At 72.9% G+C, this 25195-nt stretch carries 18 protein-coding genes and 1 pseudogene; 11 read left to right on the top strand and 8 right to left on the bottom strand.

What is annotated here, in order from left to right; translation table 11 throughout:
- Nucleotides 1-9: 9 nt before the first annotated feature.
- Nucleotides 10-996 carry a cation diffusion facilitator family transporter gene (locus tag ACIRF8_RS03655; RefSeq protein ID WP_404210440.1) on the top strand — a complete coding sequence of 329 codons (987 nt, stop codon included), beginning with the start codon at nucleotides 10-12 and terminating at the stop codon, nucleotides 994-996.
- 117 nt (nucleotides 997-1113) lie between these two features.
- Here ACIRF8_RS03655 and ACIRF8_RS03660 read toward each other — a convergent pair whose 3' ends face one another.
- Both ACIRF8_RS03660 and ACIRF8_RS03665 read right to left on the bottom strand, forming a co-directional pair.
- The gene (locus tag ACIRF8_RS03660) at nucleotides 1114-1917 is read right to left on the bottom strand and encodes a phosphatase (protein ID WP_404210442.1); all 804 of its coding nucleotides are present in this window, start codon (nucleotides 1915-1917) and stop codon (nucleotides 1114-1116) included.
- On the bottom strand, nucleotides 1892-3508 hold the full coding sequence (locus ACIRF8_RS03665) for a PucR family transcriptional regulator (protein WP_404210444.1): 1617 nt from the start codon (nucleotides 3506-3508) through the stop codon (nucleotides 1892-1894). The genes ACIRF8_RS03660 and ACIRF8_RS03665 overlap by 26 nt, the downstream gene beginning before the upstream one ends.
- 158 nt (nucleotides 3509-3666) lie before the next feature.
- On the opposite strand from ACIRF8_RS03665, the gene ACIRF8_RS03670 reads away from it, so the two are divergent.
- The 3 genes from ACIRF8_RS03670 to ACIRF8_RS03680 are packed head-to-tail and all read left to right on the top strand — an operon-like array spanning nucleotide 3667 to nucleotide 7228.
- The gene (locus ACIRF8_RS03670; protein ID WP_404210446.1) at nucleotides 3667-4491 is read left to right on the top strand and encodes a nitrilase-related carbon-nitrogen hydrolase; all 825 of its coding nucleotides are present in this window, start codon (nucleotides 3667-3669) and stop codon (nucleotides 4489-4491) included.
- Nucleotides 4492-4534: 43 nt separating this feature from the next.
- Nucleotides 4535-5512, top strand: coding sequence for an agmatinase (gene speB / locus ACIRF8_RS03675; RefSeq protein WP_404210448.1), 978 nt, complete (start codon nucleotides 4535-4537; stop codon nucleotides 5510-5512).
- A gap of 21 nt (nucleotides 5513-5533) precedes the next feature.
- Entirely contained in the window at nucleotides 5534-7228 is a 1695-nt protein-coding gene (locus ACIRF8_RS03680) for a thiamine pyrophosphate-binding protein (RefSeq protein ID WP_404210450.1), read from the top strand.
- 19 nt (nucleotides 7229-7247) lie between these two features.
- Here the strand turns inward: ACIRF8_RS03680 and ACIRF8_RS03685 are convergent, their stop codons facing one another.
- Nucleotides 7248-8042 (bottom strand): endonuclease I family protein, encoded by a 795-nt coding sequence (locus ACIRF8_RS03685; protein ID WP_404210452.1) that lies wholly within the window; start codon nucleotides 8040-8042, stop codon nucleotides 7248-7250.
- A 223-nt stretch (nucleotides 8043-8265) separates the two neighbouring features.
- On the opposite strand from ACIRF8_RS03685, the gene ACIRF8_RS03690 reads away from it, so the two are divergent.
- The 3 genes from ACIRF8_RS03690 to ACIRF8_RS03700 all read left to right on the top strand — a co-directional run bounded on the left by ACIRF8_RS03690 (nucleotide 8266) and on the right by ACIRF8_RS03700 (nucleotide 14058).
- Nucleotides 8266-12015, top strand: a complete 3750-nt coding sequence (locus tag ACIRF8_RS03690) for an ABC transporter ATP-binding protein (RefSeq protein ID WP_404210454.1) — start codon at nucleotides 8266-8268, stop codon at nucleotides 12013-12015.
- Between the two features lie 102 nt (nucleotides 12016-12117).
- Nucleotides 12118-12534, top strand: a complete 417-nt coding sequence (locus ACIRF8_RS03695) for a hypothetical protein (protein WP_404210456.1) — start codon at nucleotides 12118-12120, stop codon at nucleotides 12532-12534.
- A gap of 102 nt (nucleotides 12535-12636) precedes the next feature.
- Nucleotides 12637-14058 carry a S28 family serine protease gene (locus tag ACIRF8_RS03700; RefSeq protein ID WP_404210458.1) on the top strand — a complete coding sequence of 474 codons (1422 nt, stop codon included), beginning with the start codon at nucleotides 12637-12639 and terminating at the stop codon, nucleotides 14056-14058.
- A 67-nt stretch (nucleotides 14059-14125) separates the two neighbouring features.
- Here the strand turns inward: ACIRF8_RS03700 and ACIRF8_RS03705 are convergent, their stop codons facing one another.
- From ACIRF8_RS03705 to ACIRF8_RS03720, 4 genes and pseudogenes are all read right to left on the bottom strand, one after another.
- Nucleotides 14126-14749 carry a hypothetical protein gene (locus tag ACIRF8_RS03705; RefSeq protein WP_404210460.1) on the bottom strand — a complete coding sequence of 208 codons (624 nt, stop codon included), beginning with the start codon at nucleotides 14747-14749 and terminating at the stop codon, nucleotides 14126-14128.
- 125 nt (nucleotides 14750-14874) lie between these two features.
- Nucleotides 14875-16722: a glycoside hydrolase family 3 protein gene (locus ACIRF8_RS03710; protein WP_404210462.1), complete on the bottom strand. Its 1848-nt coding sequence runs from the start codon at nucleotides 16720-16722 to the stop codon at nucleotides 14875-14877.
- Between the two features lie 245 nt (nucleotides 16723-16967).
- A pseudogene (locus ACIRF8_RS03715) lies at nucleotides 16968-17519 on the bottom strand (LysR substrate-binding domain-containing protein); the annotation flags it as partial.
- A gap of 606 nt (nucleotides 17520-18125) precedes the next feature.
- Nucleotides 18126-18935, bottom strand: a complete 810-nt coding sequence (locus ACIRF8_RS03720; protein WP_404210463.1) for a sugar phosphate isomerase/epimerase family protein — start codon at nucleotides 18933-18935, stop codon at nucleotides 18126-18128.
- A gap of 346 nt (nucleotides 18936-19281) precedes the next feature.
- Here ACIRF8_RS03720 and ACIRF8_RS03725 point away from each other — a divergent pair, with 346 nt between their 5' ends.
- Nucleotides 19282-20709: an alkaline phosphatase family protein gene (locus ACIRF8_RS03725; protein WP_404210465.1), complete on the top strand. Its 1428-nt coding sequence runs from the start codon at nucleotides 19282-19284 to the stop codon at nucleotides 20707-20709.
- Nucleotides 20710-20777: 68 nt separating this feature from the next.
- On the opposite strand, the gene ACIRF8_RS03730 is transcribed toward ACIRF8_RS03725, so the two are convergent.
- Nucleotides 20778-21827 (bottom strand): LacI family DNA-binding transcriptional regulator, encoded by a 1050-nt coding sequence (locus ACIRF8_RS03730; RefSeq protein WP_404210467.1) that lies wholly within the window; start codon nucleotides 21825-21827, stop codon nucleotides 20778-20780.
- A 169-nt stretch (nucleotides 21828-21996) separates the two neighbouring features.
- Here ACIRF8_RS03730 and ACIRF8_RS03735 point away from each other — a divergent pair, with 169 nt between their 5' ends.
- Genes ACIRF8_RS03735 through ACIRF8_RS03745 form a run of 3 tightly spaced genes read left to right on the top strand, consistent with a single transcriptional unit; the run spans nucleotide 21997 to nucleotide 25138 of the window.
- Entirely contained in the window at nucleotides 21997-23154 is a 1158-nt protein-coding gene (locus ACIRF8_RS03735; protein WP_404210469.1) for a Gfo/Idh/MocA family protein, read from the top strand.
- Nucleotides 23151-24308, top strand: coding sequence for a dihydrodipicolinate synthase family protein (locus ACIRF8_RS03740; RefSeq protein ID WP_404210471.1), 1158 nt, complete (start codon nucleotides 23151-23153; stop codon nucleotides 24306-24308). The genes ACIRF8_RS03735 and ACIRF8_RS03740 overlap by 4 nt, the downstream gene beginning before the upstream one ends.
- Nucleotides 24305-25138 (top strand): sugar phosphate isomerase/epimerase family protein, encoded by an 834-nt coding sequence (locus ACIRF8_RS03745; RefSeq protein WP_404210473.1) that lies wholly within the window; start codon nucleotides 24305-24307, stop codon nucleotides 25136-25138. Before ACIRF8_RS03740 ends, ACIRF8_RS03745 begins: the two co-directional genes overlap by 4 nt.
- Nucleotides 25139-25195 lie beyond the last annotated feature (57 nt).

Here is a 25195-nt window from a genome sequence, read left to right on the forward strand (position 1 = left end):
GTCCCGTACATGGATCTACGGGCTCAGGATGCGGGTGCGGAGGAAGAGACCGGTGGTGGGGAGAGCGTCCTCACCGTGATCGTCGCCGCCGCGGCGAACCTCGGGATCGCGCTCGCCAAAGCGGTCGCCGGAGTCATCAGCGGCTCCAGCGCGATGCTCTCCGAGGCGGCGCACTCGTTCGCCGACACCATCACCGAACTGCTGCTCCTCACCGCCCTGAAGCGGAGCGAGAAACCCGCCGACGAGGAACACCCGCTCGGCTACGGCGGCGAACGCTACGTCTGGGCCCTGCTCGCCGCCGTCGCCACGTTCGTCGGCGGCGCCGTCTTCTCCCTGTACGACGGGGTCCACACCCTGGTCGCGGGCGAGGAGCTGGGCGACCCCCTGGTGTCGTACATCGTCCTGGCCGTCGCCTTCCTGCTGGAGGGCTTCTCGCTGCGCACCGCCGTCAAACAGGCGCGCGGCGAAGCCGCCCGCTTCCGCGCGCCCGTCCGTACGTATCTGCGCCACACCCCCGACACCGCCGTGAAGGCCGTCGTCCTGGAGGACAGCGCCGCGCTCGCCGGCCTCCTGCTCGCCGCGGGCGGCCTGCTCGGCGGGCAGCTCACCGGCTCCGGGGCGTGGGACGGGATCGCGTCGCTGTGCATCGGCGCACTGCTGCTCTGGGTCGCCTGGGTCCTGGGCCGCTCCAACATCGAGCTGCTCGTGGGACGCCCCCTGCCCACGTCCGTCCGGGCCGAGATCCGGTCGATCCTGCTCGCCGGGGAACACGTCGAGGCGGTCCTCGAACTGACGACGCTCGTGCAAGGGCCCCGCGAGGCGCTCGTCGCCGCGAAGGTGGACTTCCGGGACGCGTCCACCGCCGCGCAGATCGAGTGGGCCTGCGAGGACGCGGCGCGGCGGCTGCGGGAGCGGTTTCCCGCGGTGCGGCGGGTGTACCTGGACCCGACGCCCGGGTTCGCCCAGCGCAGGGAGGAAGGGTTGCGGCCGTTCTAGGGGTGCGCCGGGTCGACGTAGGGCTTCATGTGTGTGCGCGGGTGCGGGTTTCGTGGCGACCAGCCACGACGGCGGGTCGGCCGCACGCGTGCGTGAAGCCCTACGGCGGGACGGCGTCTAACCGAGCAGCCCCGCGCAGTCCAGCAGATAGGCCGTCAACGGGTCGTAGTGGCGCGGGCTCGTCACATGGTCGTCCAGGGGGACCGTGACCTGCATGGTGCCCTCCGCCTCGCCGAGGAACAGCGCCGGGTCGTTGCAGTCCGCGTAGCCGACGGAGTCGAGTCCGCGCTGGGCCGCGCAGCCCGCCCAGCCGTGGTCGGCGACGACCAGATCGGGCAGCGGGCGGCCCTCGCGCTCCAGGCCGTCGAGGATCCGGGTCATGGGGTCGGGGGAGTGCGTGTGCCACAGCGTCGCGCCGCGCTCCAGCATCGCCACGTCGGCGAACTGGAAGACCATGCCCTCCTCGGTGGCCAGGCCCTCGGGGATCACCATGATCTCGCAGCCCGCGGCGCGCAGGGCCGCGGCCGTCGCCCGGTGCACGTCGAGGAGGCCGCCGGGGTGACCGGTGGCCAGCAGGACGCGCTGCCGGTCCTGGGCCGCCTTGCGCAGCCGGCCCGCCATCCGCTCCAGGGCGTCGACCGTCAGCTCCGGGTCGATCGTGTCCTGGCCGAACCGGTGCTCCGGGTCGTCGACGACACCGCAGCGCTCCGCCATCACGGCGAGCACGTCCTGCTCGTCGGTCCAGCGGTCGCCGAGTTCCAGGCCCAGCCAGTAGTGCCGGTCGCCGTTCGCGAGTTTGCGGTAGTGGGAGAGGTTGTTCTCGCGGGGAGTGGCCACGTCGCCCGCGATACGGGTGCGGACGAGGTGCTCGGTCAGGGCGGCACGGGTCGGACTGTCACTGGGAATCCCGGGTATCGGCATGCTCCCTATTGTGCCCAGCGGCGCCGAAGGGCGTTGATCGATTCCGTCGGGTGGACCTGTCGCGTGGGTCACCCGCGCCGCCCGCCGCCCGCCGCGCCCGGAGCGCGAGCCACAGGTCGAAGCGGTCGTCGCCGTCGTCGAGGCGGCGGCCCGTGAGCCGGGCGATCTTGTCGAGGCGGTTGCGGACGGTGTGCCGGTGCAGGCCGAGGCGACGGGCCGTCTCGTCCCAGGAGCTGCCGCTGTCCAGCCAGGCGGCCAGGGTCCGGGTGAGCGCCCCGGAGGGGTCCGCCGTGTCGAGAGGCCCCAGGAGCGCGTCCGCGTAGCCCGTGAGCGCCGCCCGGTCACCGAGGTCGAGCAGCAGCGCGCTGGAACGGTCCTCGCGGGCCCGGACCGGGTGACCGGCCGTGCGGCTCAGTTCGAGCAGGCCGCCCGCCTCCAGGAGCGAGGTGCGGGCCGCGCCCGGCGGCACCGCCGCGCCGATGCCCGCCGGGCAGCCGGGGGCGAAGTGGCCGAGGGCCGCTTCCGGGTCGAGGCCGTCGCCGACCACCGCCTCGACGAGCGCGCCGCGGGTCCGGGTGAGACCGCCCGGCACGGCGAGCGCCAGGTCAGCGGCGATCTCGCGGGCCGCCTCGGCACCGGGCGCCGCCACCACGACGCCCCGCACCGCGTCCGCCGCGAGCCCCGCCTCCGCCAGCACGTCGGCGGCCTGCTCGCCGGTGGTCGACGCGTCGAGGAGACGGCCGAGGAGACCGGCCCTGCGGCGGCGCTCCGGCTCGTCGGCGAGGTGGCGGCGCTCCAGTTCGAGGGAGAGCAGCGAGACGAGGCCGGAGATCAGCAGCCGGGCATCCGGGCCGGGATCGCCGACGAGCACCAGCATCCCGCGCAGCCGACGCGCGCCCAGCGGCTGCACCTCCACGCCCGGCGCGACCGCGCTGGCCCGCAGCCCGCCCTTCGCCACCCGCCGCAACAGGTCGGCGTGGTCGGCGTCCGGCTCCTGCCGCGGCCCCGGGCCCGGGGCGTCGTGGTCCCGCGCGGCGGCGGAGGCCGTGGCGATGACGCGGCCGAGGGGGTCGGTGACCTGGGCGCGGACGCCGGTGGCCGAGGTCCACGCGTCCAGCGTCGGGGTCAGGCCGCCGCCCGCAACCGCCGCCGCGGTCAACCGGCGCTGCGTCTCGAAGGCCCGCTCCACGGCGGCCCGCTGCTCGGCGGCCTGCGCCGCGAACACCGCCTTGGTCACCGCGATGAACGGCACCTCCTCGCCGACCGTGAGCAGCGGCAGACCCGCCTCCCGCGCCGCCGCCACCAATGGTCCCGGCGCCTTTTGGTGCGGCAGGTCCGCGCCGAGCCCGAGGGCCAGCCCGTGCGCTCCCGCGGCCGTGACGTCGTCGACGTAGGCGCGGCAGGCGTCCGCCTCCATCGGCAGCAGCAGCCCGATCGTCATGAGGAGTTCGCCGCCCTGGAGCCAGGGGCCAGGACGTACCAGCTCCGAGACGTGCGCGGCGAGCACCGGCCGGTCCAGGTGCTCGGGGCACGCGGCCACGGAGAGATGCAGTCCGGGCCGTTCGACCAGGTCGGAGAGGAGCAGCGCCATACGTCCAGTGTCACCGACGGCGCGGGCGCCCCTGGACACCATGTCCATGAGAGCCGAGACGATTCTCCCCCAGGGCCATCGAGCCGCCCGCTCGCCCGCGGTTAGGTTCCCCCTGCATCCTGGAGTGGGTCCGAGGTCGAACCGGAAGGTGCTGGAACGTGACGACCACAGTCGCCTGTGCGCAGCTCGCCCTCGGCGTCGGGGACGTCGCCGAGAACCTCGCCGCGGCCGAGGAGGCCGTCGAGGCCGCCGCCGCGGCCGGGGCCCGCGTCGTCGTGCTCCCCGAGCTGGCCAACAGCGGCTACGTGTTCGCGGACGCCGCCGAGGCCCGCGCCCTCGCCGAACCGGTCACGGGCCCGACCGTCACCGCCTGGTCCGCCGCCGCGCGCCGGCACGCGGTGACGCTGGTCGCGGGCCTCGCCGAACTGGACGAGGAGGGGCTGGTCCGCAACTCGGCCGTGCTCATCGACCCCACCGGCACCGTCCGCGCCGTCTATCGCAAGGCCCACCTCTTCGGCACCGAGAAGGACTTCTTCGTCCCCGGGGACGAAGCGCCGCCCGTCGTCGACATCGAGGGCGTCGGCCGGATCGGCGTCATGGTCTGCTACGACGTCGAGTTCCCCGAGTGGGTCCGGCGCACCGCCCTGGCCGGCGCCGAGCTGCTGTGCGCCCCCGTCAACTGGCCGCTCTTCCCGCGCCCGGCCGGTGAGCGCCCCGGCGAGGTCGTCCGCGTCCAGGCCGACGCCGCCGTCAACCGGATGTACGTCGCCGCCTGCGACCGCGCGGGGCAGGAGCGCGGCGTCACCTGGACCGGCGGCTCCGTCATCGTCGACCCGGACGGCTTCCCGCTCGCCGGGCACACGCCCACCGAGGGCCCCGCCCTGCTGCTCGCCCCCTGCGACCTCGCGAGCGCCCGCGACAAGCGGCTCGGCGCCCACAACGACGTGTTCGGGGACCGGCGCCCCGAGCTGTACGGCGACTGAACCCCGCCACACATCCCCTACGTACGTATCCGAAAGGCACGCCATGACCACCGGCCCCCAGTCCACGCCCCGCGGCCCGATCGACTCCTCCCGCGTCCCGCGCTACGCGGGCCCCGCGACCTTCGCCCGCCTGCCGCGCCTGGACGAGGTCGGGACGGCCGACGTGGCCGTGGTCGGCGTGCCCTTCGACACCGGCGTCTCCTACCGGCCCGGCGCCCGCTTCGGCGGCAACGCGATCCGCGAGGCGTCCCGCCTCCTGCGCCCCTACAACCCGGCACAGGACGCGTCCCCCTTCGCGCTTGCCCAGGTCGCGGACGCCGGTGACATCGCCGCGAACCCGTTCAACATCAACGAGGCCGTCGAGACGATCGAGGCCGCCGCCGACGACCTGCTCGGCTCCGGCGCCCGCATGATGACGCTCGGCGGCGACCACACCATCGCGCTGCCGCTGCTCCGTTCCGTCGCCAAGAAGCACGGCCCGGTCGCGCTGCTCCACTTCGACGCGCACCTCGACACGTGGGACACCTACTTCGGGGCCGAGTACACGCACGGCACGCCGTTCCGCCGCGCCGTGGAGGAAGGCATCCTCGACACGTCCGCCCTGTCCCACGTGGGCACGCGCGGCCCGCTCTACGGCAAGCAGGACCTCACCGACGACGAGAAGATGGGCTTCGGCATCGTCACCTCGGCGGACATCTACCGCCGGGGCGCCGACGAGGTCGCCGACCAGCTCCGCCAGCGCATCGGCGACCGCCCGCTCTACATCTCCATCGACATCGACTGTCTCGACCCGGCCCACGCGCCCGGTACCGGCACTCCCGAAGCGGGCGGCATGACCTCCCGCGAGTTGCTGGAGATCCTGCGCGGCCTGGCCTCCTGCAATCTCGTCTCGGCCGACGTCGTCGAGGTGGCGCCCGCGTACGATCACGCGGAGATCACCGCCGTCGCCGCCTCGCACACCGCGTACGAGCTGACGACGATCATGTCCCGCCAGATCGCGGAGTCCCGTACGGCCTCCTGAACCGCTGAGGAGTGACGCCCGATGACCCACGACCACGACCTCGTCCTGCGCCCCACGCCCCGCCAGACCGAGGCGGCGCTCAACCCGCCACCGGGACGCACCGGCGGCGACCTCGTCGTGGAGGCACTCGCGGGTCTCGGCGCGTCCACCGTCTTCGGCCTGCCGGGACAGCACGCCCTCGGCCTCTTCGACGCGCTGCGCCGCTGCGGTCCGCTGCGGTACGTGGGGCTGCGCACGGAGCAGAACGCGGGGTTCGCGGCGGACGCGTACGGCAGGGTGACGGGTGAGGTCGCCCCGCTGTTCGTGTCGACGGGCCCCGGCGCCCTGATGACGCTGCCCGCGCTCCAGGAGGCGGCGGCGGCCTCGGCGCCGGTCCTCGTGGTGGCGAGCCAGGTCCCGGTCGCGGGGCTCGGCGGTGGCCGCCGCGGCTATCTTCACGAACTCCCCGACCAGCAGGCCGCGTTCAGGGGCGTGGTCAAGTCGGTCCACGCCGTCCGTACGCAGTCGCAGATCCCGTCGGCGATCGCGGCGGCCTGGGAGTCGGCGCTGAGCGTGCCGCACGGCCCGGTGTACGTGGAGATCCCGCAGGACGTGCTGCTGGCGCCCGCGTCGCTGCCCGTCCTCACACCGGTGGACGCGTTCCCGCACGAACTGGCGCCGACGCCCGAACTCACCGCCGTGGCGGCGGACCTGCTGGCCCGCGCCGAACGCCCGGCGATCATCGCGGGCGGCGGCGTGATCCGCGCGGACGCGGCGGGCAAGCTGCGCGCGCTCGCCGAGAAGGTGTCCGCCCCGGTGGTGTGCACGTTCGGCGGCAAGGGCGCCTTCCCCTGGGAGCACCCGCTCTCTCTCCAGTCGTGGCTGGAGGACCGGCACGTGACGGAGTTCCTTGAGGACGCCGACGTCCTGCTCGTGGTCGGCTCCGGGCTCGGCGAACTGTCCTCGAACTACCACACGTTCACCCCGCGAGGCCGGATCATCCAGATCGAGGCGGACGTCGGAAAACTGGAGTCCAACCACCCGGCCCTCGGCATCCACGCGGACGCCCGCCTCGCGCTCCAGGCGCTCCTGGAGACGACCGGGGAACGCACGGACGCCGGGGCGCCGGACCGCGTGGCCCAGGTCCTCGCCGCCGTACGCTCCCGCCTGGACGGTCAGGAACTCGCCCTGGCACAGGCGGTGTTGAGCGCGGTCCGCGCCGCGCTCCCGCCTCGCTCCCCGTCCTTCTGGGACATGACGATCCTGGCGTACTGGGCCTGGTCGGCATGGCCGGGCCCGATGCACTCGGCGCAGGGCGCGGGCGGCCTCGGATACGCCTTCCCGGCCGCACTCGGCGCCGCCGCGGCCGACCCGACGACCCCCGTCCTCGCGGTCAGCGGGGACGGCGGCGCCCTGTACTCCCTCGCCGAACTCGCCACGGCGAAGCAGGAGACGGCGAACGTCACCTGGCTGATCGTCGACGACGGCGGCTACGGCATCCTGCGTGAATACATGACGGACGCGTACGGCGCGACCGAGGGCACGGAACTGACCGGCCCGGACTTCGTGGCCCTGGCCGAGTCCTTCGGCGTACCGGCGGTGCGCACGTCGCCGGAGGCGCTGCGGGACGACCTGACGGCCGCACTCGCCGCGCCGGGGCCGAACGTGGTCGTGCTGCCGGCGCGGCTGCGGATGTTCGCGCCGACGCACGATCCAGGCGGTCGCCCGGCCGTCTGACGGGACGAACCGGCCGCCCCTACCAGATCGACTCCACCCACTCCGGGTGGTCGATGAACGGGTTGCGGTTGTGCTGGTAGGTGTCGTAGATGACCTGGTTGCGCTTCTCCTCGAAGGCGCTCGGCGGGTCCTCGTCGCTCCACTGCTTGAGGACGGAGAGTTTGCCGATGTAGGCCGCGCTGCCGTTGTTGACCTTCTCGTTGGGCTCCAGGTCGGCGAAGCCGTCGCCGCCGTCGTAGCGCACGGCCATGTAGAGGATCATGCGGGCCACGTCGCCCTTGTCCGCGTCGCGCGGCTCGAAGGAGTCGGAGTCGGTGAGGCTGCCGCCGCCGCCCGAGACGGTGCTGCCGCCGTTGTCGAAGTCCTTGTTGCCGCGGACGCTGTTGACCTGGACGTCCGCGGGGCGCAGGTGGTGCAGGTCGGTGCCGGGGCCGGTGACCTCGCCGAAGTCGCCGTGGGACTTGGCCCAGGTGTGCTCGCGGTTCCAGTCGCCGAGGTCGCCGCCGTTGAGGGACTTGGCCCGGGAGACGCCGCTGTAGAGCAGGATCACGTTGTTGCTGTTGTTCGGGTCCTGGTCGGTGACCTTCAGGGCGTTCCAGACCGCCGAGTACGAGATCTTGGTCTGGCTGCTGATGATCGTGTGGAGTGAGGACTTGAGGCTCGCCCCCGTCTTGCCGATCGCGTTCTTGTAGTACGTGGAGTCGTACGCGGTCGTCGTCGCGGAAGCGGGGCCCGCGGTGGCCGTGGGGAGGGCGACGGCGGCGAGGAGCGCGGCTGTCGTGAGGGCGGCGGTGCGTATATGGATCCGGGGCATGGGGGTCCGTCCGTTCTACGCGGGTTGACTCGGGGACAACCCGCGTAGAGTGACATGGACACGTAGTGTTTGGGTGAACATTCCGGGTCGGTTGTGTGACACAACTGGATGCGCCGCGGCGAGCCCGGCCGCCCCCCGATTGTTGCGGCGGGATGAAATCCGTACCGCCTCGCGTTGGCCCTTCGGCAGGTCAGGACCGAGTGGTGCGGCGAGAGGCAGAGGCGTGGCGGAGAAACAGGGCTGGGCACGGAGGCTCGCGGGATACGCGTGGCGGTATCCCAAGGACGTCCTGCTCGCGCTGGGTGCCTCGCTCGGCGGTATGGCCGTCATGGCGCTCGTCCCGCTGATCACCAAGGTCATCATCGACGACGTCATCGGGGACCATTCGCGGTCCATGGGGACGTGGGCCGGTGTGCTCGTCGGCGCCGCCGTCGTGGTGTACGTACTGACCTACATCCGCCGCTACTACGGCGGACGGCTCGCTCTCGACGTCCAGCACGACCTGCGCACCGAGATGTACGGGACGATCACCCGGCTCGACGGACGGCGCCAGGACGAGCTGTCCACCGGGCAGGTCGTCGGCCGCGCCACCAGCGACCTCCAGCTCATCCAGAGCCTGCTCTTCATGCTTCCCATGACCATCGGGAACATCCTGCTCTTCGTGATCTCGCTCGGGATCATGGCGTGGCTGTCCCTGCCGCTCACCCTCGTCGCGCTCGCGGTCGCCCCCGCCCTCTGGTTCATCGCCAAGCGCAGCCGCTCCCGGCTGCACCCCGCCACCTGGTACGCGCAGGCGCAGGCCGCCGCCGTCGCCGGGGTCGTCGACGGCGCCGTCAGCGGCGTCCGCGTCGTCAAGGGCTTCGGGCAGGAGGAGCAGGAGACCGGGAAGCTGCGGGAGGTCGGGCGGCGCCTGTTCGCCGGGCGCCTGCGGACGATCCGGCTCAACTCCCGGTACACACCCGCGCTCCAGGCCGTCCCCGCCCTCGGTCAGGTCGCCATGCTGGCCCTCGGCGGCTGGCTGGCCGTGCGCGGACAGATCACGCTCGGCACGTTCGTGGCGTTCTCCTCCTACCTCGCCCAGCTCGTCGGGCCCGTACGCATGCTCGCCATGGTGCTCACCGTCGGACAGCAGGCCCGCGCGGGCGTCGAGCGCGTCCTCGAACTCATCGACACCGAACCGTCCCTCCAGGACGGGACGAAGGAACTGCCCGCCGACGCCCCCGCGACCGTCGAGTTCGACGACGTCGCCTTCGAGTACGCGGGCGGCGACCGGCCCGTACTCGACGGACTCTCCTTCGAGATCCGGGCGGGCGAGACCCTCGCCGTCGTCGGCTCCTCCGGCTCCGGCAAGTCCACCGTCTCGCTGCTGCTGCCCCGCTTCTACGACGTCACGCGCGGCGCCGTCCTCATCGGCGGGCACGACGTGCGCGAGCTGACCCTGGACTCGCTGCGCGCCGCGATCGGCCTCGTGCCCGAGGACTCCTTCCTCTTCTCCGACACCGTGCGCGCCAACCTCGCCTACGGCGCCCCGGACGCCACCGACGAGCAGATCGAGGCGGCCGTGCGCGCGGCGCGGGCCGACCGGTTCATCGCCGAGCTGCCCGACGGGTACGACACCAAGGTCGGCGAGCAGGGACTCACCCTCTCCGGCGGCCAGCGCCAGCGCCTCGCGCTCGCCCGCGCCATCCTCACCGACCCGCGCCTGCTCGTCCTCGACGACGCCACGTCCGCCGTCGACGCGCGCGTGGAGCACGAGATCCACGAGGCGCTGCGCGGCGTCATGGCGGGCCGCACCACCCTCCTCATCGCCCACCGCCGCTCCACCCTCGGCCTCGCCGACCGCATCGCCGTCCTGGACGGCGGCCGACTCGCCGCCGTCGGCACCCACGAGGAGCTGGAGGCGAACTCCGCGCTCTACCGGCGCCTGCTGACCGACCCCGACGAGCTCGGCGGGGTCTCGCCCGGGCACGTGACGCCCCCGGCCGGGCAGCCCGAGGACACCTCGGTCCGCGACGAGCTGGACGCCGAGTTCGACGCCGAGCGGGGTGTCACCCCCAGGCTGTGGACCCGGGACACCGACGACACTGACGACACCGACGACGCAGCGGACCGCAAGGACCCGGCCCTCGCCGGGATGCCCGCGACACCCGAACTGCTCGCGCAGGTGGAGGCGCTGCCGCCCGCCACCGACACCCCCGGCATCGACGAGGCGCGGGCCGTCACCCCCGAGGACTCCTACGGGCTGCGCAGGCTCCTGCGCGGGTTCGGGGCGGCGCTCCTGGTCAGCCTCGGGCTCGTGGCCGTCGACGCGGGCGTCGGTTTGCTGCTGCCCATCCTCATCCGGCACGGCATCGACGAGGGCGTCTCGCAGATGGCGCTCGGCGCCGTCTGGACGGCCTCGGCGCTCGCGCTGCTCGCCGTGCTCGTGCAGTGGGCCGCGCAGACCGGCGAGACCCGGATGACCGGACGGACGGGGGAGCGGGTTCTCTACTCGCTCCGGCTCAAGATCTTCTCCCAGCTCCAGCGGCTCGGCCTCGACTACTACGAGCGGGAGTTGACCGGGCGGATCATGACCCGGATGACGACGGACGTGGACGCCCTGTCGACGTTCCTCCAGACGGGCCTGGTCACCGCGTTCGTCTCCGTCGTCACGTTCTTCGGCATCATGGTCACGCTGCTCGTCATCGACGTACAGCTCGCGCTCGTCGTCTTCGCGACGCTGCCGCCGCTGATCATCGGCACGTTCTTCTTCCGGCGTTCCAGCGTGAAGGCGTACGAGCTGGCGCGCGAGCGGGTCTCCGTCGTCAACGCCGACCTCCAGGAGTCCGTCGCCGGGCTGCGGATCGTGCAGGCGTTCCGGCGCGAGAGGGGTGGCCGGGAGCGGTTCGCCGAGGGCAGCGAGAGCTACCGCCAGGCCCGTATCCGCGGCCAGTGGCTGATCTCCGTCTACTTCCCGTTCGTGCAGCTCCTGTCGTCGGTGGCGGCGGCTGCCGTGCTGATGGTGGGCGCCCACCGGGTCGACGCGGGCACGCTGACGACCGGCGCGCTCGTCGCCTACCTCCTCTACATCGACCTGTTCTTCGCGCCCGTGCAGCAGCTCTCGCAGGTCTTCGACGGCTACCAGCAGGCGACCGTCTCGCTCGGCCGCATCCAGGAACTGCTGCGCGAACCGACGTCGACCAAGGCCGCTCGGGAACCCCGCGAGGTGCGTTCCCTGCGCGGCGAGATCACCTTCGAGGACGTCGACTTCGCGTACGGCGCCACCGACGAGCCGGAGACCGCGCTCAGCGGCGTGGCGCTGCACATCCCCGCCGGGCAGACCGTCGCCTTCGTCGGTGAGACCGGCGCGGGCAAGTCGACGCTGGTCAAGCTGGTCGCCCGGTTCTACGACCCGACCGGCGGCCGGGTCCTGATCGACGGCACCGACCTGCGCGATCTGGACCTGACGAGCTACCGGCACCGCCTCGGCGTCGTCCCGCAGGAGGCCTACCTCTTCCAGGGCACGGTCCGCGACGCCATCGCCTACGGGCGGCCCGACGCCAGTGACGCGCAGGTCGAGGCGGCGGCCAGGGCGGTCGGCGCGCACGACATGATCGCCACCCTGGACGGCGGCTACCTGCACGAGGTCGCCGAGCGCGGCCGCAACCTCTCCGCGGGCCAGCGCCAGCTCATCGCCCTGGCCAGGGCCGAACTCGTCGACCCGGACATCCTTCTGCTCGACGAGGCCACGGCCGCCCTCGACCTCGCCACGGAGGCGCAGGTCAACCAGGCCACCGACCGTATCGCCGGCAAGCGCACCACCCTCGTCGTCGCCCACCGCCTGACGACGGCGGCCCGCGCCGACCGGGTCGTGGTGATGGACCACGGCCGGGTCGCCGAGGACGGGACGCACGAGGAGCTGCTGCGCCGTGACGGCGCGTACGCCGCCCTGTGGCGGACCTTCGTGGGCGAGGACGCCACCACCGCGGTGTGATGGCCGGTACGCGGCGGTGGGCGGGCTCCCGCGCAACCACGCGGGCCGTCCGCCGCGTCCGTTCATCAGTACGCTGGTGCCGATGCGACGGGAGGGACTGCGGTGCGAAGAGGTGAGGACGGCGACATAGGTGCCCGGGGGCTGCGCCGGGTGCTGGTGCTCGCGCTGACCGCGCTGCTCTCGTCCACGCTGCTGGTCGTCGCGGGGCCCGGGGTGGGCGGCGCGCACGCCGCCGCGCTGTGCACCGGGCACAAGGTCCGCACCCTGCCGTTCGCCACCGGCAGGGCCGTCGTCTACAAGAGCCGCGGCTATGTGTGCGCGGTCACCCTCGCCAAGCGCACGGGCGTCCGGCAGAGCATGTCGGTCAGCGTCCAGGCCCGCGGCAGCCGGGCCGTCGTCGACTCGGGCCGCTTCACCCACCACGCCGGGCCCGTCACGGTGCACGCCGGGCACCGCTGCGTCCGGGTGAAAGGGCACGTGGGATCGAAATCGGTCAGTTCGGGTTGGATTCTGTGCTGAACCCGTGCCGAAAGCCGCGCTGAGCGAACACCAAGTACCCCTGGTGGTGCGCGAATCGCTCCGATAGTTTCCGGGGCACTGTGTAACTCCAGGGGAGGGTGTATGCGCAAAGCGCTCAGATGGCTGCTGTCGCTCGTGGTGCTCATAGGCACGGTGAGCGCGGCCGGAATATCCACGGCGACCGCGGCCGGCCCGGCCGGCGCCGGGGCCACCGCCGCCGACAACGCCGACATCAAGGACCGGCTCCTCGCCGTACCCGGCATGAGCCTCATCGAGGAGAAGCCGTACACCGGCTACCGCTACTTCGTCCTCAACTACACCCAGCCGGTCGACCACCGGCACCCGTCCAAGGGCACCTTCCAGCAGCGCATCACCGTGCTGCACAAGGACGTCGGCCGCCCGACGGTCATGTTCACCAGCGGCTACAACGTCTCGACGAACCCCTCGCGCAGCGAGCCCACCCGCATCGTCGACGGCAACCAGGTCTCCGTCGAGTACCGCTTCTTCACCCCGTCGAGGCCGCAGCCCGCCGACTGGTCGAAGCTCGACATCTGGCAGGCCGCCAGTGACCAGCACCGCATCTACCAGGCCCTCAAGCCGGTCTACGGCCAGAACTGGCTGACCACCGGCGGCTCGAAGGGCGGCATGACCGCCACGTACTACGAGCGCTTCTATCCGCGCGACATGGACGGCGTCGTCGCCTACGTCGCCCCGAACGACGTCGTCAACGACGAGGACTCCGCCTACGACCGCTTCCTCGGGAACGTCGGCCCGAAGGACTGCCGCGTCGCCCTCCAGAAGGTGCAGCGCGAGACGCTGGTGCGCCGGGACGCCCTGGAGAAGAAGTACAAGGAGTACCTCGCGGCCAACAACTACACCGTGAACACGGTCGGTTCGCTGGACAAGGCGTACGAGGCGACCGTCCTGGACCTCGTGTGGGGCTTCTGGCAGTACCAGCCCGAGTCGGCCTGCGCCGACGTGCCCGACGCCGCGACCGTCACCGACCAGGCGCTGTTCGACTACGTCGACGCGGTCGGCGGCTGGTCGTCCTACGCCGACCAGGGCCTGGAGCAGTACACGCCGTACTACTACCAGGCGGGCACCCAGCTCGGCTCGCCCGACATCCGCCAGCCCTGGCTCGGCAAGCTGTCGCGCTACGGCTACCAGCCGCCGCGCGACTTCGTCCCGCGGTCCATCCCGATGACGTTCCAGCCGCGCGCGATGCGGGACGTCGACACCTGGGTGCGCCACCACGCGACCCGGATGCTGTACGTCTACGGCGAGAACGACCCGTGGGGCGCGGAGCGCTTCCGCCTCGGCGCCGGTGCCCGGGACAGCTACGTCCTGACGGCCCCGCACGCCAACCACGGAGCCAACGTCGCCGGTCTCGACGCCGACGACAAGGCCCTCGCCACCTCGCGCATCCTCGCCTGGGCCGGCCTGTCCGGTACGACGGCCAAGGCGCCGCACGACGCGAAGCTCGACCGGGTGGACGGCGCCCGGAAGTTCACCCTCCGCCCGTGACGGCGGACGCCTGAGGAAGAGGGGGCCGCGATAGGCGGCCCCCTCTTTCGCACCCGCACCGCCTCTTTCACACCCGCACCGCGCACCCCACCGGGAAGGACCCGCCGAGCGCGACGTACAGAGCCGTGGACGCGGGACAGTCCGGGCGGGCGGGCACCGCGGAGCGGACGCGGTACTGCGGCGCGCGCTCGCCCGACCCGTCGCACGCGGTCTCCCGGACCCGCCCCTCGCCCGCCGTGTACACGCAGTCGCCGACGATCGTGCGGGGACCGCCTCCGGCGCCCGGATCACCGGGATGCGGCTCCTCCAGGTTGCGCATGCAGGCGTAACCGCGGGCGACGGTCCCGTCGCCGTTCTCGTCGGAGGCCGGCCGGTCCTCGCTGATGTGCAGGACGAAATCGGTGCGGGGCGGACACGCCGGGCCCACCGTCGCCCCGCCCTCGAACCGGGCGGCGACCCGCGCCACGGCGCTCTCACTGCCGCAGGGCACCTCGTCGAACGACGTGCGCCCCCGTGAACCGCACTCGCCCACCGCGAGGAAGACCGCCCCGTGACCGGAGGGATGGCGCGCCGACTGCGGCGCCGAAGGTCTCGCGGGCTCGCCCCCGGACCCCGACAGGGCCTGACACCCGACCAGTGCGAGCGCCAGTGCCGGCGCCGCGCACACCACCCCGACCGTCCGCGCGAACATGGCAGTCCCCCCGAGTACCCGGCCAGCGTGACCCGCCGCGGCGGGCGCACGCCAGAGGGGCACGGGGGTTTGCGCCAGTTGGGGGTGGTGCGCCACAGGTGCGGCGTACGCCCGGTGCGCCCGGTTCAGTACCCCAGGCCGTAGCCGATCGGGTAGAGCACCTGGGTCGGGTCGTCGGCCTTCTGCACCGGCACCGGCAGCTTGCCGCGCGGCTCCGCCCGCCCCGCGAGCACCCGCACCGCCGCCCGCAGCTCGACGTCTATCCACGAGTACGCCGCCACGTGGGCCTGCGCCGCGCCCAGGTGGGCCACGTCGTAGGGGTTGCGCAAGGACAGCGTGACCACCGGCACGCCCGTCGCGGCGACCGCGTTCACCAGGGCCTGCTGGGCGCTGCCGGCCGCGACGTTGTACGTGCCGATGAGCACCGCGTCCTTGCCCTCGGCCGCCGCCACCGCCTGGTCGATGACCGCCCGGCCGGGCGCCGTGCCGGTGGGCAGGACCGTCGTGGCGAAGCCCTGTTCGGTGAGGGCCGCGCCGAGCACCGTGGTCGGCGGGCCGTCGCTGAGCGAGGGCGAGGCCGGGTTGGCGCCGAGCACGAGGACGTTTTTGTGGGTGCGCCGGTTCAGGGGCAGCAGCCGGTCCTTGTTGACCAGGAGCGTCGTCGTGCGCTCGGCGATCCGGTCGGCCGCCGCCAGATGGGCGCGGGTCCCCACCGTGCGGTCGACGCCGCGCCCGGTGACGTACGGGTCCTCGAAGAGTCCCAGCTTGGTCTTGAGGCGCAGGATGCGCAGGATCGAGGCGTCCAGGCGCTCCTCGGTCAGCTCGCCGCCGCGCACCGCCTGGAGTACGGCGTTCCAGGAGACGTCAAGGGAGGGCGGGTTGAGCAACTGGTCGACGCCCGCCTTCAGCGCGAGCACCGGGACGCGGGCGTCGCCGTACTTCGAGCGGACGCCCTCCATGCCGAGCGAGTCGGTGATCACGACACCGTCGTAGCCGAGCTGCTCGCGCAGGATGCCGGTGAGGATCGGGCGGGAGAGCGTCGCCGGGTCCTCCGCCGGGTCGAGGGCCGGTACGACGATGTGGGCGGTCATGATCGAGTCGATCCCGGCGGCGATCACCGCCTTGAACGACGGGGCGTCGAGCCGCTCCCACTGCTCGCGGGTGTGCGAGATCACCGGGAGGCCCGTGTGGCTGTCGGTCGCCGTGTCGCCGTGGCCGGGGAAGTGCTTGGCCGTGGCGGCGACGCGGGCCGACTGGTACCCCTCGACCTGGGCGGCGGCGAGCCGGGCCACCGCCGCCGGGTCCGCGCCGAAGGACCGCACGCCGATCACGGGGTTGGCCGGGTTGATGTTGACGTCGGCGTCGGGGGCGTAGTCCTGGTTGATGCCGAGGGCGCGCAGTTCGGCACCGGCGATCCGGCCCGCCGCGCGCGCGTCGGTGCGGGAGCCGCCCGCGCCCAGCGCCATCGCGCCCGGGAGCAGGGTGGCGGGCTTGCCGACCCTGGCCACTATGCCGTGTTCCTGGTCGGTGGAGACCAGCAGGGGGATCCGGGAGGGCTGTCGCAGACCGGCCGTCTGGATGCCGTTGCTCAGGTCGGCGATCTGGTGCGGGTCGCGGACGTTGTGCGCCCAGGCGAAGTAGATGATGCCGCCGAGCTTGTACTTGTCGATCATCTCGGCCGCGGTGCGGACGCCGATCTCCTTGAGATTGGCGTCGATGTCGGCCTGGTCGGGGGCGGTCGCCGAGTGGCCGTACACCCGCATCACGAAGAGCTGGCCGACCTTCTCCTCCAGGGACATCCCGGAGATGAGCTTCTTCAGTTGCTTGTCTGTCTTGCTGGGCTTGTTCGCCTTGTCGGTGCCGGTGGTGGCCCGGGCGGGTGCGGCGCTCAGGCCGGCCGCGGTGACGCCGACGGTGGTGGCGGCGAGCAGCGTACGTCTGGAGAAACCCTTGCTGGACTGGCGGTGGTGCACTTGCGCTCCTTCCGGAGGGAGGCGCGGAGCAGGGCACGAGCTGGGATCGAACAGGGTGAAAAAAACTTCCGCGCGTCACGGATATCGGGAAAGTTTCTGCCAGTCAAGGGGGCTGACGTGGAAGGGGCCGTCACCGGCACTGTTCGGAGGGGCGTACCGGTGACGGCGTGCTGCCGACCGCAGGCGGCGGAGAGGGTGGTCAGCGTTCGCAGCCGGCAGCGAGGCCGACACCGCTCTGCGGAGACTCACGGCAGCGTGCCGCTTGGACGGGCCGGACCGCGCGCGGGTTCCCCTCTCCCCGAAGGTTCCGGGAAGTCGGGGCGCGAGGGGCTGGGGGGGCACCAGGGTGTCAGGCAGGCGCGGCCGTGGGCGCGCAGGGCCCGCACTGTCTCGGTGATCGCCGGACGGCCCGACATCCCGGTCCGCCACAGGGCGCAGACCCGTCGGCGCGGCACGGGATCGAGGCCCACCACCACGACGCCCGCCGCCAAGACGCCCCGCCCGAGCCGGGGGACGACCGCGACCCCGAGACCGGCGGCGACCAGCGCGACCAGCGTCGGGTTCTCGTCGGCCTGGTGCGCGATGTCCGGCTCGAACCCGGCGGAGCGCATCGTGCGCATCGGCCAGTCGTGGCAGACCCGCCCCGGCGGCTGCGACACCCAGCGCTCCCCGCCGAGCCTCTCCCGCCGCACGGCGGTCCGCCCGGCCGGCGGATGCCCGGCCGGGACGAGCAGGTCGCACAGGTCCGAGCCGAGCACGGCCTGCTCCACCCCGGCCGGGGCGGGCAGCGGCGCGATCAGCTACGTGGCCCTCGTCACCACGCTCCTCGGCTTCAGCGTCTGGAGCCGCCTCCTGCACCGCTACGACGCCTCGACGGTCGCCCCCGTACTCGCTGCTCGTCCCGGTGTTCGGGATGTCGTCGGCGGCCCTCTTCCGGCACGAGTCCGTCACCCCGCTGCGCTGGTGCGCGGCGACGCTCCTGGTGGCGGGCGTGGCGCTGACGTCAGCGCGCAGGCCCCCGAAAAGGCGCGAGCAGCCGCGCGCAGACGCACCGCGGACGGCGGTCGGCGCGACCCTCCGCGGCCGGGCGGACGGGGCGCCGGAGCCGCACGCTACGCCGACTCGTTGAGCAGCCGCGCGCTGACGCACCGTGGACGGCGGCCGGCGCGACCCTCCGCGGCCGGGCGGACGGGGTGCCGGAGCCGCACCCTACGCCGACTCGTTGAGCAGCCGCGCGCAGACGCACCGCGGATGGCGGTCGGCGCGACCCTCCGCGGCCGGGCGGACGGGGTGCCGGAGCCGCACGCTACGCCGACTCCTTGAGCAGCCGCGCGCAGACGCACCGCGGACGGCGGTCGGCGCGACCCTCCGCGGCCGGGCGGACGGGGTGCCGGAGCCGCACGCTACGCCGACTCGTTGAGCAGCCGGGCCAGATGCTCCCGGCCCTCGGCGAGCAGCCCGGGAAGCGGCGCCGCCGACTCGTACCAGCGGGCCTCGTACTCCCAGCACAGCCAGCCGTCCCAGCCCTCCCGGCTGAGCACCTCCACGCACTCGCCCAGCGGCAGCGCCCCCGCGCCGAGCGGCAGCGGCGTCGTGTCGTCGGGGCCCGCGATGTCCTTGACCTGCACATAGCCGAGATAGGGGGAGAGCGCCGCGTAGGAGACGGAGGGCTGCTCGCCGCCCAGCCAGGTGTGCATGACGTCCCACAGCACGCCCACGTTGCGGTGGCCGACCGGGCCGATGACGCGGGAGGCGTCCGCCCCGGTGCGGTGCGAGTCGTGCGTCTCCAGCAGTACGCGGACGTCGCGGTCCGCCGCGTACTCGGCGGCGACCCCGAGACGGCCCGCCGCCCTCGCGTCGGCCTCCGCGCGCCCCGCCTCGTCGAGGTCGTCCCCGCCGCCGGGGAAGACCCGCACGAACGGGGCGCCCAGGTCGCGGGCGAGGTCGATGAGGGCCCGGACCTCGTCGAGGACGGGGGCGTCGTCGCCGGGCGCGGCGACGCGCGCGTACCCCGCGACGCTCAGGATCTCGACGCCCGCGGCCTTGAACGCGGCGGTCACCTCGGTGCGCGCGGCCGGATCGAGGCCCGGGTGGACCGGCTCCTCGGGGTGCGCGCGCAGCTCCACGCCGTGGTAACCGTGCGTGGTCGCGAGGTGGAGGACGTCGGCCAGCGGGCGGCCGGGGACACCGAGAGTGGAGAACGCCAGTTTCATGGGGCGGACCCTACCCGCGCTCCCGCGCCTCACTCAGCGGTGCCGCCCGGAGCGCGCACGGGGGCGCTGCGTCCCGTACGCACCTCACGCACCCGCGTCCGGGGTTCCGCCATCCGGAGGCGTCGCGCGTGTCCTCCGTGAGTCAAGTCCGTGTCTATGGCAGGTATAGCGGTTCAAAGACAGCCCATGGGTTGGCCAACCCCTTCCCGCACGTTGGCCCCGATTTCACCGTCCGCCCCCTCCGCCGCACGTCAGGCGGCGCGCACAGTGGTGCAACGGCCCGTCCCTCACGGGCCGTTCGCATGCCCGAACCGCCCGTCCAGCCATCTCACCCCCAGGGGACCCCATGGCCGAACTGACCCGACGCAGACTCCTCGGCTCCGCGGCAGGCGCCGTCGGCGGCGCCGCCGCGCTCTCGTTCCTGCCGCCCAGCGTGCAGAAGGCGGTCGCCGCCGGGCCGCCCCGCAAGGGCTCGCTGCGCGACATCGAGCACGTCGTGATGCTGATGCAGGAGAACCGGTCCTTCGACCACTACTTCGGCACGCTCAAGGGCGTCCGCGGCTTCAACGACCCGAAGGCCATGACGCTGAGCAACGGCCGCTCGGTGTTCTACCAGCCCGACGAGGAGAACCCGAAGGGCTACCTCCTCCCCTTCCACCTGGACACGCACGCGACCAGCGCCCAGGCCATCCCCTCCACGAGCCACGCCTGGTCCGTGCAGCACGAGGCGTGGAACAACGGCGCCATGGACCGCTGGCTCCCGGCCCACCGCAAGGCAGACGGCGTCAACGGCCCGTACGTGATGGGGTACTACACGCGCAAGGACATACCGTTCCAGTTCGCCCTCGCGGAGACCTTCACCATCTGCGACCACTACTTCTGCTCGGTCTTCGGCCCGACCTGGCCCAACCGGCTCTACTGGATGACGGGCACGATCGACCCGTCCGGCACCCTGGGCGGACCGGTCCTCACCAACAAGGCGCCCGAGCCGTACCGCTGGACGACGTACGCCGAACGCCTCCAGGCCGCGGGCGTGAGCTGGAAGGTCTACCAGCAGGAGGACGACTACGGCTGCAACCTGCTGGAGCAGTTCGCGTCCTTCAGGGACGCGCAACCCGGCTCGGAACTCTACGAGCGCGGGATGCGACCCCAGCCCGAGGGCACCTTCGAGGACGACGCCCGCAACGACCGGCTGCCGACCGTGAGCTGGATCATGCCGACCGGCTACCAGTCCGAGCACCCCGACTACCTGCCCGCGGCGGGCGCCGACTTCGTGGCCCGGAAGATCGAGGCGATCGCCTCCAACCCGAAGGTCTGGGCGAAGACGGCCTTCATCCTCAACTACGACGAGAACGACGGCCTCTTCGACCACGTGCCACCGCCCACACCCCCGGCGGGCACGCCCGACGAGTTCATCCAGGGGCTGCCCATCGGCGGCGGCTTCCGCGTCCCGGCGATCATCGTCTCGCCGTGGACGGTCGGCGGCTGGGTGGCCTCCGAGACCTTCGACCACACCTCGGCGCTCCAGTTCCTGGAGAAGTTCACGGGCGTGCGGGAGCCCAACATCACCGACTGGCGCCGGTCCACCTTCGGCGACCTGACCTCGGCGTTCCGCTTCTCCCACGCCACGCCGCGCCCGCCCCGCCTGCCGGGCGACACGGCGGCGCAACTGGAACAGGCCAAGAAGGAGGTGGCCACCCTTCCCGAGCCGACGTTCCCGGGCGAGGACCAGCAGTTCCCGCTCCAGGAACGGGGGCGCCGCCGCCACGTGTAGGCGGGTCGCCGTCGCCGCCACCGGTCCGCACCGGCCCGGTGCGGCGGCGGCGCGGGCGCCCACCGGGTTCACGCGCCGCGCGGCGCCCCCGTCGACCCGCGCACCATCAGCTCACCGCGTACGACGTCGAGCCCGCCCGGCGGCTGCGTCTCCCGGCCCATCGCGATGCGGCCCGCCCGCGCCGCCGCCTCGGCCAGCGGGAGGCGGACCGTCGTCAGCGCGGGGACCGCGTCCACGCTGAACGGCAGGTCGTCGAAGCCCGCCACCGAGACGTCCTCGGGGATGCGCAGGCCCGCCTCCCGCAGCGCCGCGCACGCGCCGAGCGCCACCGTGTCGTTCGCCGCGACGACCGCCGTCAACCGGGGCTCTCTGCGCAGGAGTTCCACGGTCGCCGCATGGCCCGCCGCACGGTCGTAGGGGCCGTGCGCCACCAGGTCGTCCGCGTCGCTCACGCCCGCCTCCGCCAGCGCCTCGCGGTGCCCCTCCAGGCGGTGCCGGGTCGTCGTGCGCTCCTGGGGGCCCGCCACGTAGCCGATCCGGCGGTGCCCGAGCGAGAGCAGGTGGTGCGTCAGCTCCCGCGCCCCGCCCCGGTTGTCGAAGGTCAGGGCCGCCGCGTCCGTCCCCGGCACCGGCGGGCGTCCGCACAGCACGACCCGCGTGCCCGCGTCCGCAAGCCGCCGCAGCTTGGCCGCCACCGCCGCGACGTGCGCCTCGTCCTCGATGGCGCCGCCCGTCAGGACGACCGCCGCCGCCCGCTGGCGTTGCAGCAGCGTCAGATAGGTCAGCTCCCGCTCGGGGGAGCCGCCCGTGTTGCAGACCACCGCGAGCCGTTCCCCGCCGGCCCGGCCGCCGGGTCCGACGATCTCCGACTGCACCGCGGACGCCATGATCCCGAAGAACGGGTCGGCGATGTCGTTGACGAGGACGCCGACCAGGTCGGAGGTGGCCGCGGCGAGGGCGCTGGCCGGGCCGTTGAGCACGTAGTCCAGTTCGTCCACGGCCTTGAGCACCCGCTCGCGCGTGGCGGCGGCTACCGGGTAGTTGCCGTTCAGCACGCGCGAGACGGTGGCGGGGGACACCTGCGCGCGGGCGGCCACGTCCGCCAGGGTCACGGTCATCGAGTCATCCTCCGTCAACGGCCGGGCCCGTTGTGGACTCGGCGGACCCCGTCTCGTATCCGCTCTTGTCCGAGCGGCTGTGCAGAGGCTAGCTTCTTTCCAGATAGAAAGCGCTTGCTACGCACGTCTCGGCGGGCGCGGCCGATGGATGAAGGACGAAGGGACTCACGTGACACGCAAGACGGTGCGCATCGCCATGAACGGTGTGACGGGGCGCATGGGCTACCGCCAGCACCTCGTCCGCTCTCTGCTCGCCCTGCGTGACCAGGGCGGACTCGATCTCGGCGACGGTACGGTGCTGTGGCCCGAGCCGGTCCTCGTCGGCCGCCGAGAGCACGCCCTGCGGGCGCTCGCCGAGAAGCACGGCCTCGGGCGGGAGAACATCTCCACCGACCTCGACGCCGTCCTCGCCGACGACTCGATCGACATCTACTTCGACGCGCAGGTGACCTCCGCGCGCGAGGAAGCGATCAAGAAGGCGATCGCCGCGGGCAAGCACGTCTACACCGAGAAGCCGACCGCCACCGGCCTCGACGGTGCCCTGGAGCTCGCCCGCCTCGCCAAGGACGCGGGCATCAAGTCCGGCGTCGTCCAGGACAAGATCTTCCTGCCGGGCCTGCTCAAGCTGAAGCGCCTCATCGACGGCGGCTTCTTCGGCCGGATCCTCTCCGTGCGCGGCGAGTTCGGCTACTGGGTCTTCGAGGGCGACTGGCAGGAGGCGCAGCGCCCGAGCTGGAACTACCGCTCCGAGGACGGCGGCGGCATCGTCGTCGACATGTTCCCGCACTGGGAGTACGTGCTGCACGAGCTGTTCGGCCGGGTCGCCTCCGTGCAGGCGCTGATCACCACGCACATCCCGCAGCGCTGGGACGAGGACGGCAAGCCCTACGACGCCACCGCCGACGACGCCGCGTACGGCATCTTCGAGCTGGACGGCGGCGCCGTCGCACAGATCAACTCCTCGTGGGCGGTACGCGTCAACCGCGACGAACTCGTGGAGTTCCAGGTCGACGGCACCGAGGGCTCCGCCGTCGCCGGTCTGCGCGACTGCCGCGTACAGCACCGCAGTTCGACGCCGAAGCCGGTATGGAACCCGGACATCCCGGCCACCTACTCCTTCCGCGACCAGTGGCAGGAGGTGCCCGACAACGCCGAGTTCGACAACGGCTTCAAGGCGCAGTGGGAGCTGTTCCTCAAGCACGTCTACACCGACGCGCCCTACCACTGGGACCTGCTGGCCGGAGCCCGTGGCGTGCAACTCGCCGAGCTGGGCCTCAAGTCGTCCGCCGAGGGCCGCCGCATCGACGTCCCGGAGATCACGCTGTGACCATCGAACTCCCCGACAGCTCGGGCCGGTTGCGGACCTACGAGCCGCGGACGACGCCGCTCGCCCTCGACACCGGCGCCCCGTTCACCTCCCGGGTCGTCTACTCGGCGGCGCACGTCGTCGCCGACCCGTTCGCCGACACCAGCCCCGACTCACCGGCCGCCGTCGACTGGGACGCCACCCTCGCCTTCCGCCGCCACCTGTGGTCGCACGGGCTCGGCGTCGCCGAGGCCATGGACACCGCGCAGCGCGGCATGGGCCTGGACTGGGCGGGCGCCGCCGAACTCATCCGGCGCTCCGCCGCCGAGGCCAGGGCCGTCGGCGGGCGCATCGCGTGCGGCGTCGGCACCGACCAGCTCACCGGACCCGCCGGGGACCTGGCGACCGTGCGCGCCGCCTACGAGGAGCAGCTCGCGCTCGTGGAGGGGACGGGCGCACAGGCGATCCTCATGGCGTCCCGCGCCCTGGCCGCCGTCGCCGAGGGCCCCGAGGACTACCTGGAGGTCTACGGCCACCTGCTGCGCCAGGCCACCGAACCGGTCGTCCTGCACTGGCTCGGCCCCATGTTCGACCCGGCCCTGGAGGGCTACTGGGGCTCCGCCGACCTGGACGCCGCGACGGAGACCTTCCTGGAGGTCATCGCCGCCCACCCCGACAAGGTCGACGGCATCAAGGTGTCACTGCTGGACGCCCGCCGCGAGGTCGAGCTGCGCCGCCGTCTCCCGCACGGCGTGCGCTGCTACACCGGCGACGACTTCAACTACCCCGAGCTGATCGCCGGTGACGACCACGGCTTCAGCCACGCGCTGCTCGGCATCTTCGACCCGCTGGGGCCGCTCGCCGCGCAGGCGGTCCGGGTCCTGGACACCGGCGACGCGAAGGGGTTCCGCGAACTCCTCGACCCCACGGTCGAGTTGTCCCGCCACCTCTTCCAGGCACCGACGCGCTTCTACAAGACCGGCGTCGTCCTCCTCGCCTGGCTCGCGGGCCACCAGGACCACTTCGCGATGGTCGGCGGCCTCCAGTCGGCCCGCTCGCTGCCGCACGTCGCGCGGGCCTACGAACTCGCCGACGGCCTCGGCCTGTTCCCCGACCCGGCGCTCGCCGAGGCCCGCATGAAGAACCTGCTCGCCGTGTACGGAGTCACCTCATGAGCACCGCCGACCCCCGCTTCTCCGTCAACCAGATGACGGTCAAACAGCTCGGCCTGCCCGAACTGGTCGCCGCCTGCGAACAAATGGGCGTCCGGCACGTCGGCACCTGGCGCGAACCGGTCCAGGCGTACGGCGTCGAAGCGGCGGCCACACTGCTGAGCGACGCGGGCCTCAGCGTCTCCACGCACTGCCGCGGCGGCTTCCTCACCGCCGTCGACCCCGCCGACCGCAAGGCCGCCGTCGAGGACAACAAGCGCGCCGTCGACGAGGCCGCCATCCTCGGCACGGACGTCCTGGTCCTCGTCTCCGGCGGCCTCCCGGCCGGTTCGTACGACTTGGCGGGCGCGCGGGAGCGGATCGCCGACGCGCTCGGCGAACTCGCCCCGTACGCCGCCGAGCACGGCGTCCGGCTGGCCATCGAGCCGCTGCACCCGATGTACGCGGCGGACCGCTGCGTCGTCTCCACCCTCGCCCAGGCCCTGGACATCGCCGAGCGGTTCCCCGCGCACCAGGTCGGCGTCTGCGTGGACACGTACCACATCTGGTGGGACGACCGGGCGCCCGCGCAGCTCGCGCGGGCCGGTGCGCAGGGACGTATCGCCACGTTCCAGCTCGCGGACTGGACGACGCCGCTGCCGGAAGGCGTGCTCAACGGGCGCGGGCAGATCGGTGACGGCTCGATCGACATGCGGTACTGGCGCCGTCTGGTGGAGGAGCAGGGCTACTCCGGGCCCATCGAGGTCGAACTGTTCAACGACGGCCTGTGGGCGCGCGACGGCCGCGAGGTCCTTGCGGAGACGGCGGCCCGCTTCACGCGCCACGCCGTCTGAAAGAAAAACCCACGCCTCCGTGCAACCTTTCCGCGGCACGGCGGGTCTAGCGTGCGT

This window comes from Streptomyces sp. NPDC102406 (assembly GCF_044765725.1).
Classification (GTDB): Bacteria; Actinomycetota; Actinomycetes; order Streptomycetales; family Streptomycetaceae; genus Streptomyces.

Bases quoted from the DNA above. Each gene is read 5' to 3' on its own strand.
- ACIRF8_RS03730 (WP_404210467.1), bottom strand. From the start codon at position 21,827: ATGACCGTGACCCTGGCGGACGTGGCCGCCCGCGCGCAGGTGTCCCCC.
- speB (WP_404210448.1), top strand. From the start codon at position 4,535: ATGACCACCGGCCCCCAGTCCACGCCCCGCGGCCCGATCGACTCCTCC.
- ACIRF8_RS03745 (WP_404210473.1), top strand. From the start codon at position 24,305: ATGAGCACCGCCGACCCCCGCTTCTCCGTCAACCAGATGACGGTCAAA.
- ACIRF8_RS03680 (WP_404210450.1), top strand. From the start codon at position 5,534: ATGACCCACGACCACGACCTCGTCCTGCGCCCCACGCCCCGCCAGACC.
- ACIRF8_RS03705 (WP_404210460.1), bottom strand. From the start codon at position 14,749: ATGTTCGCGCGGACGGTCGGGGTGGTGTGCGCGGCGCCGGCACTGGCG.
- ACIRF8_RS03655 (WP_404210440.1), top strand. From the start codon at position 10: ATGGATCTACGGGCTCAGGATGCGGGTGCGGAGGAAGAGACCGGTGGT.
- ACIRF8_RS03665 (WP_404210444.1), bottom strand. From the start codon at position 3,508: ATGGCGCTGCTCCTCTCCGACCTGGTCGAACGGCCCGGACTGCATCTC.
- ACIRF8_RS03725 (WP_404210465.1), top strand. From the start codon at position 19,282: ATGGCCGAACTGACCCGACGCAGACTCCTCGGCTCCGCGGCAGGCGCC.
- ACIRF8_RS03660 (WP_404210442.1), bottom strand. From the start codon at position 1,917: ATGCCGATACCCGGGATTCCCAGTGACAGTCCGACCCGTGCCGCCCTG.
- ACIRF8_RS03720 (WP_404210463.1), bottom strand. From the start codon at position 18,935: ATGAAACTGGCGTTCTCCACTCTCGGTGTCCCCGGCCGCCCGCTGGCC.
- ACIRF8_RS03685 (WP_404210452.1), bottom strand. From the start codon at position 8,042: ATGCCCCGGATCCATATACGCACCGCCGCCCTCACGACAGCCGCGCTC.
- ACIRF8_RS03700 (WP_404210458.1), top strand. From the start codon at position 12,637: ATGCGCAAAGCGCTCAGATGGCTGCTGTCGCTCGTGGTGCTCATAGGC.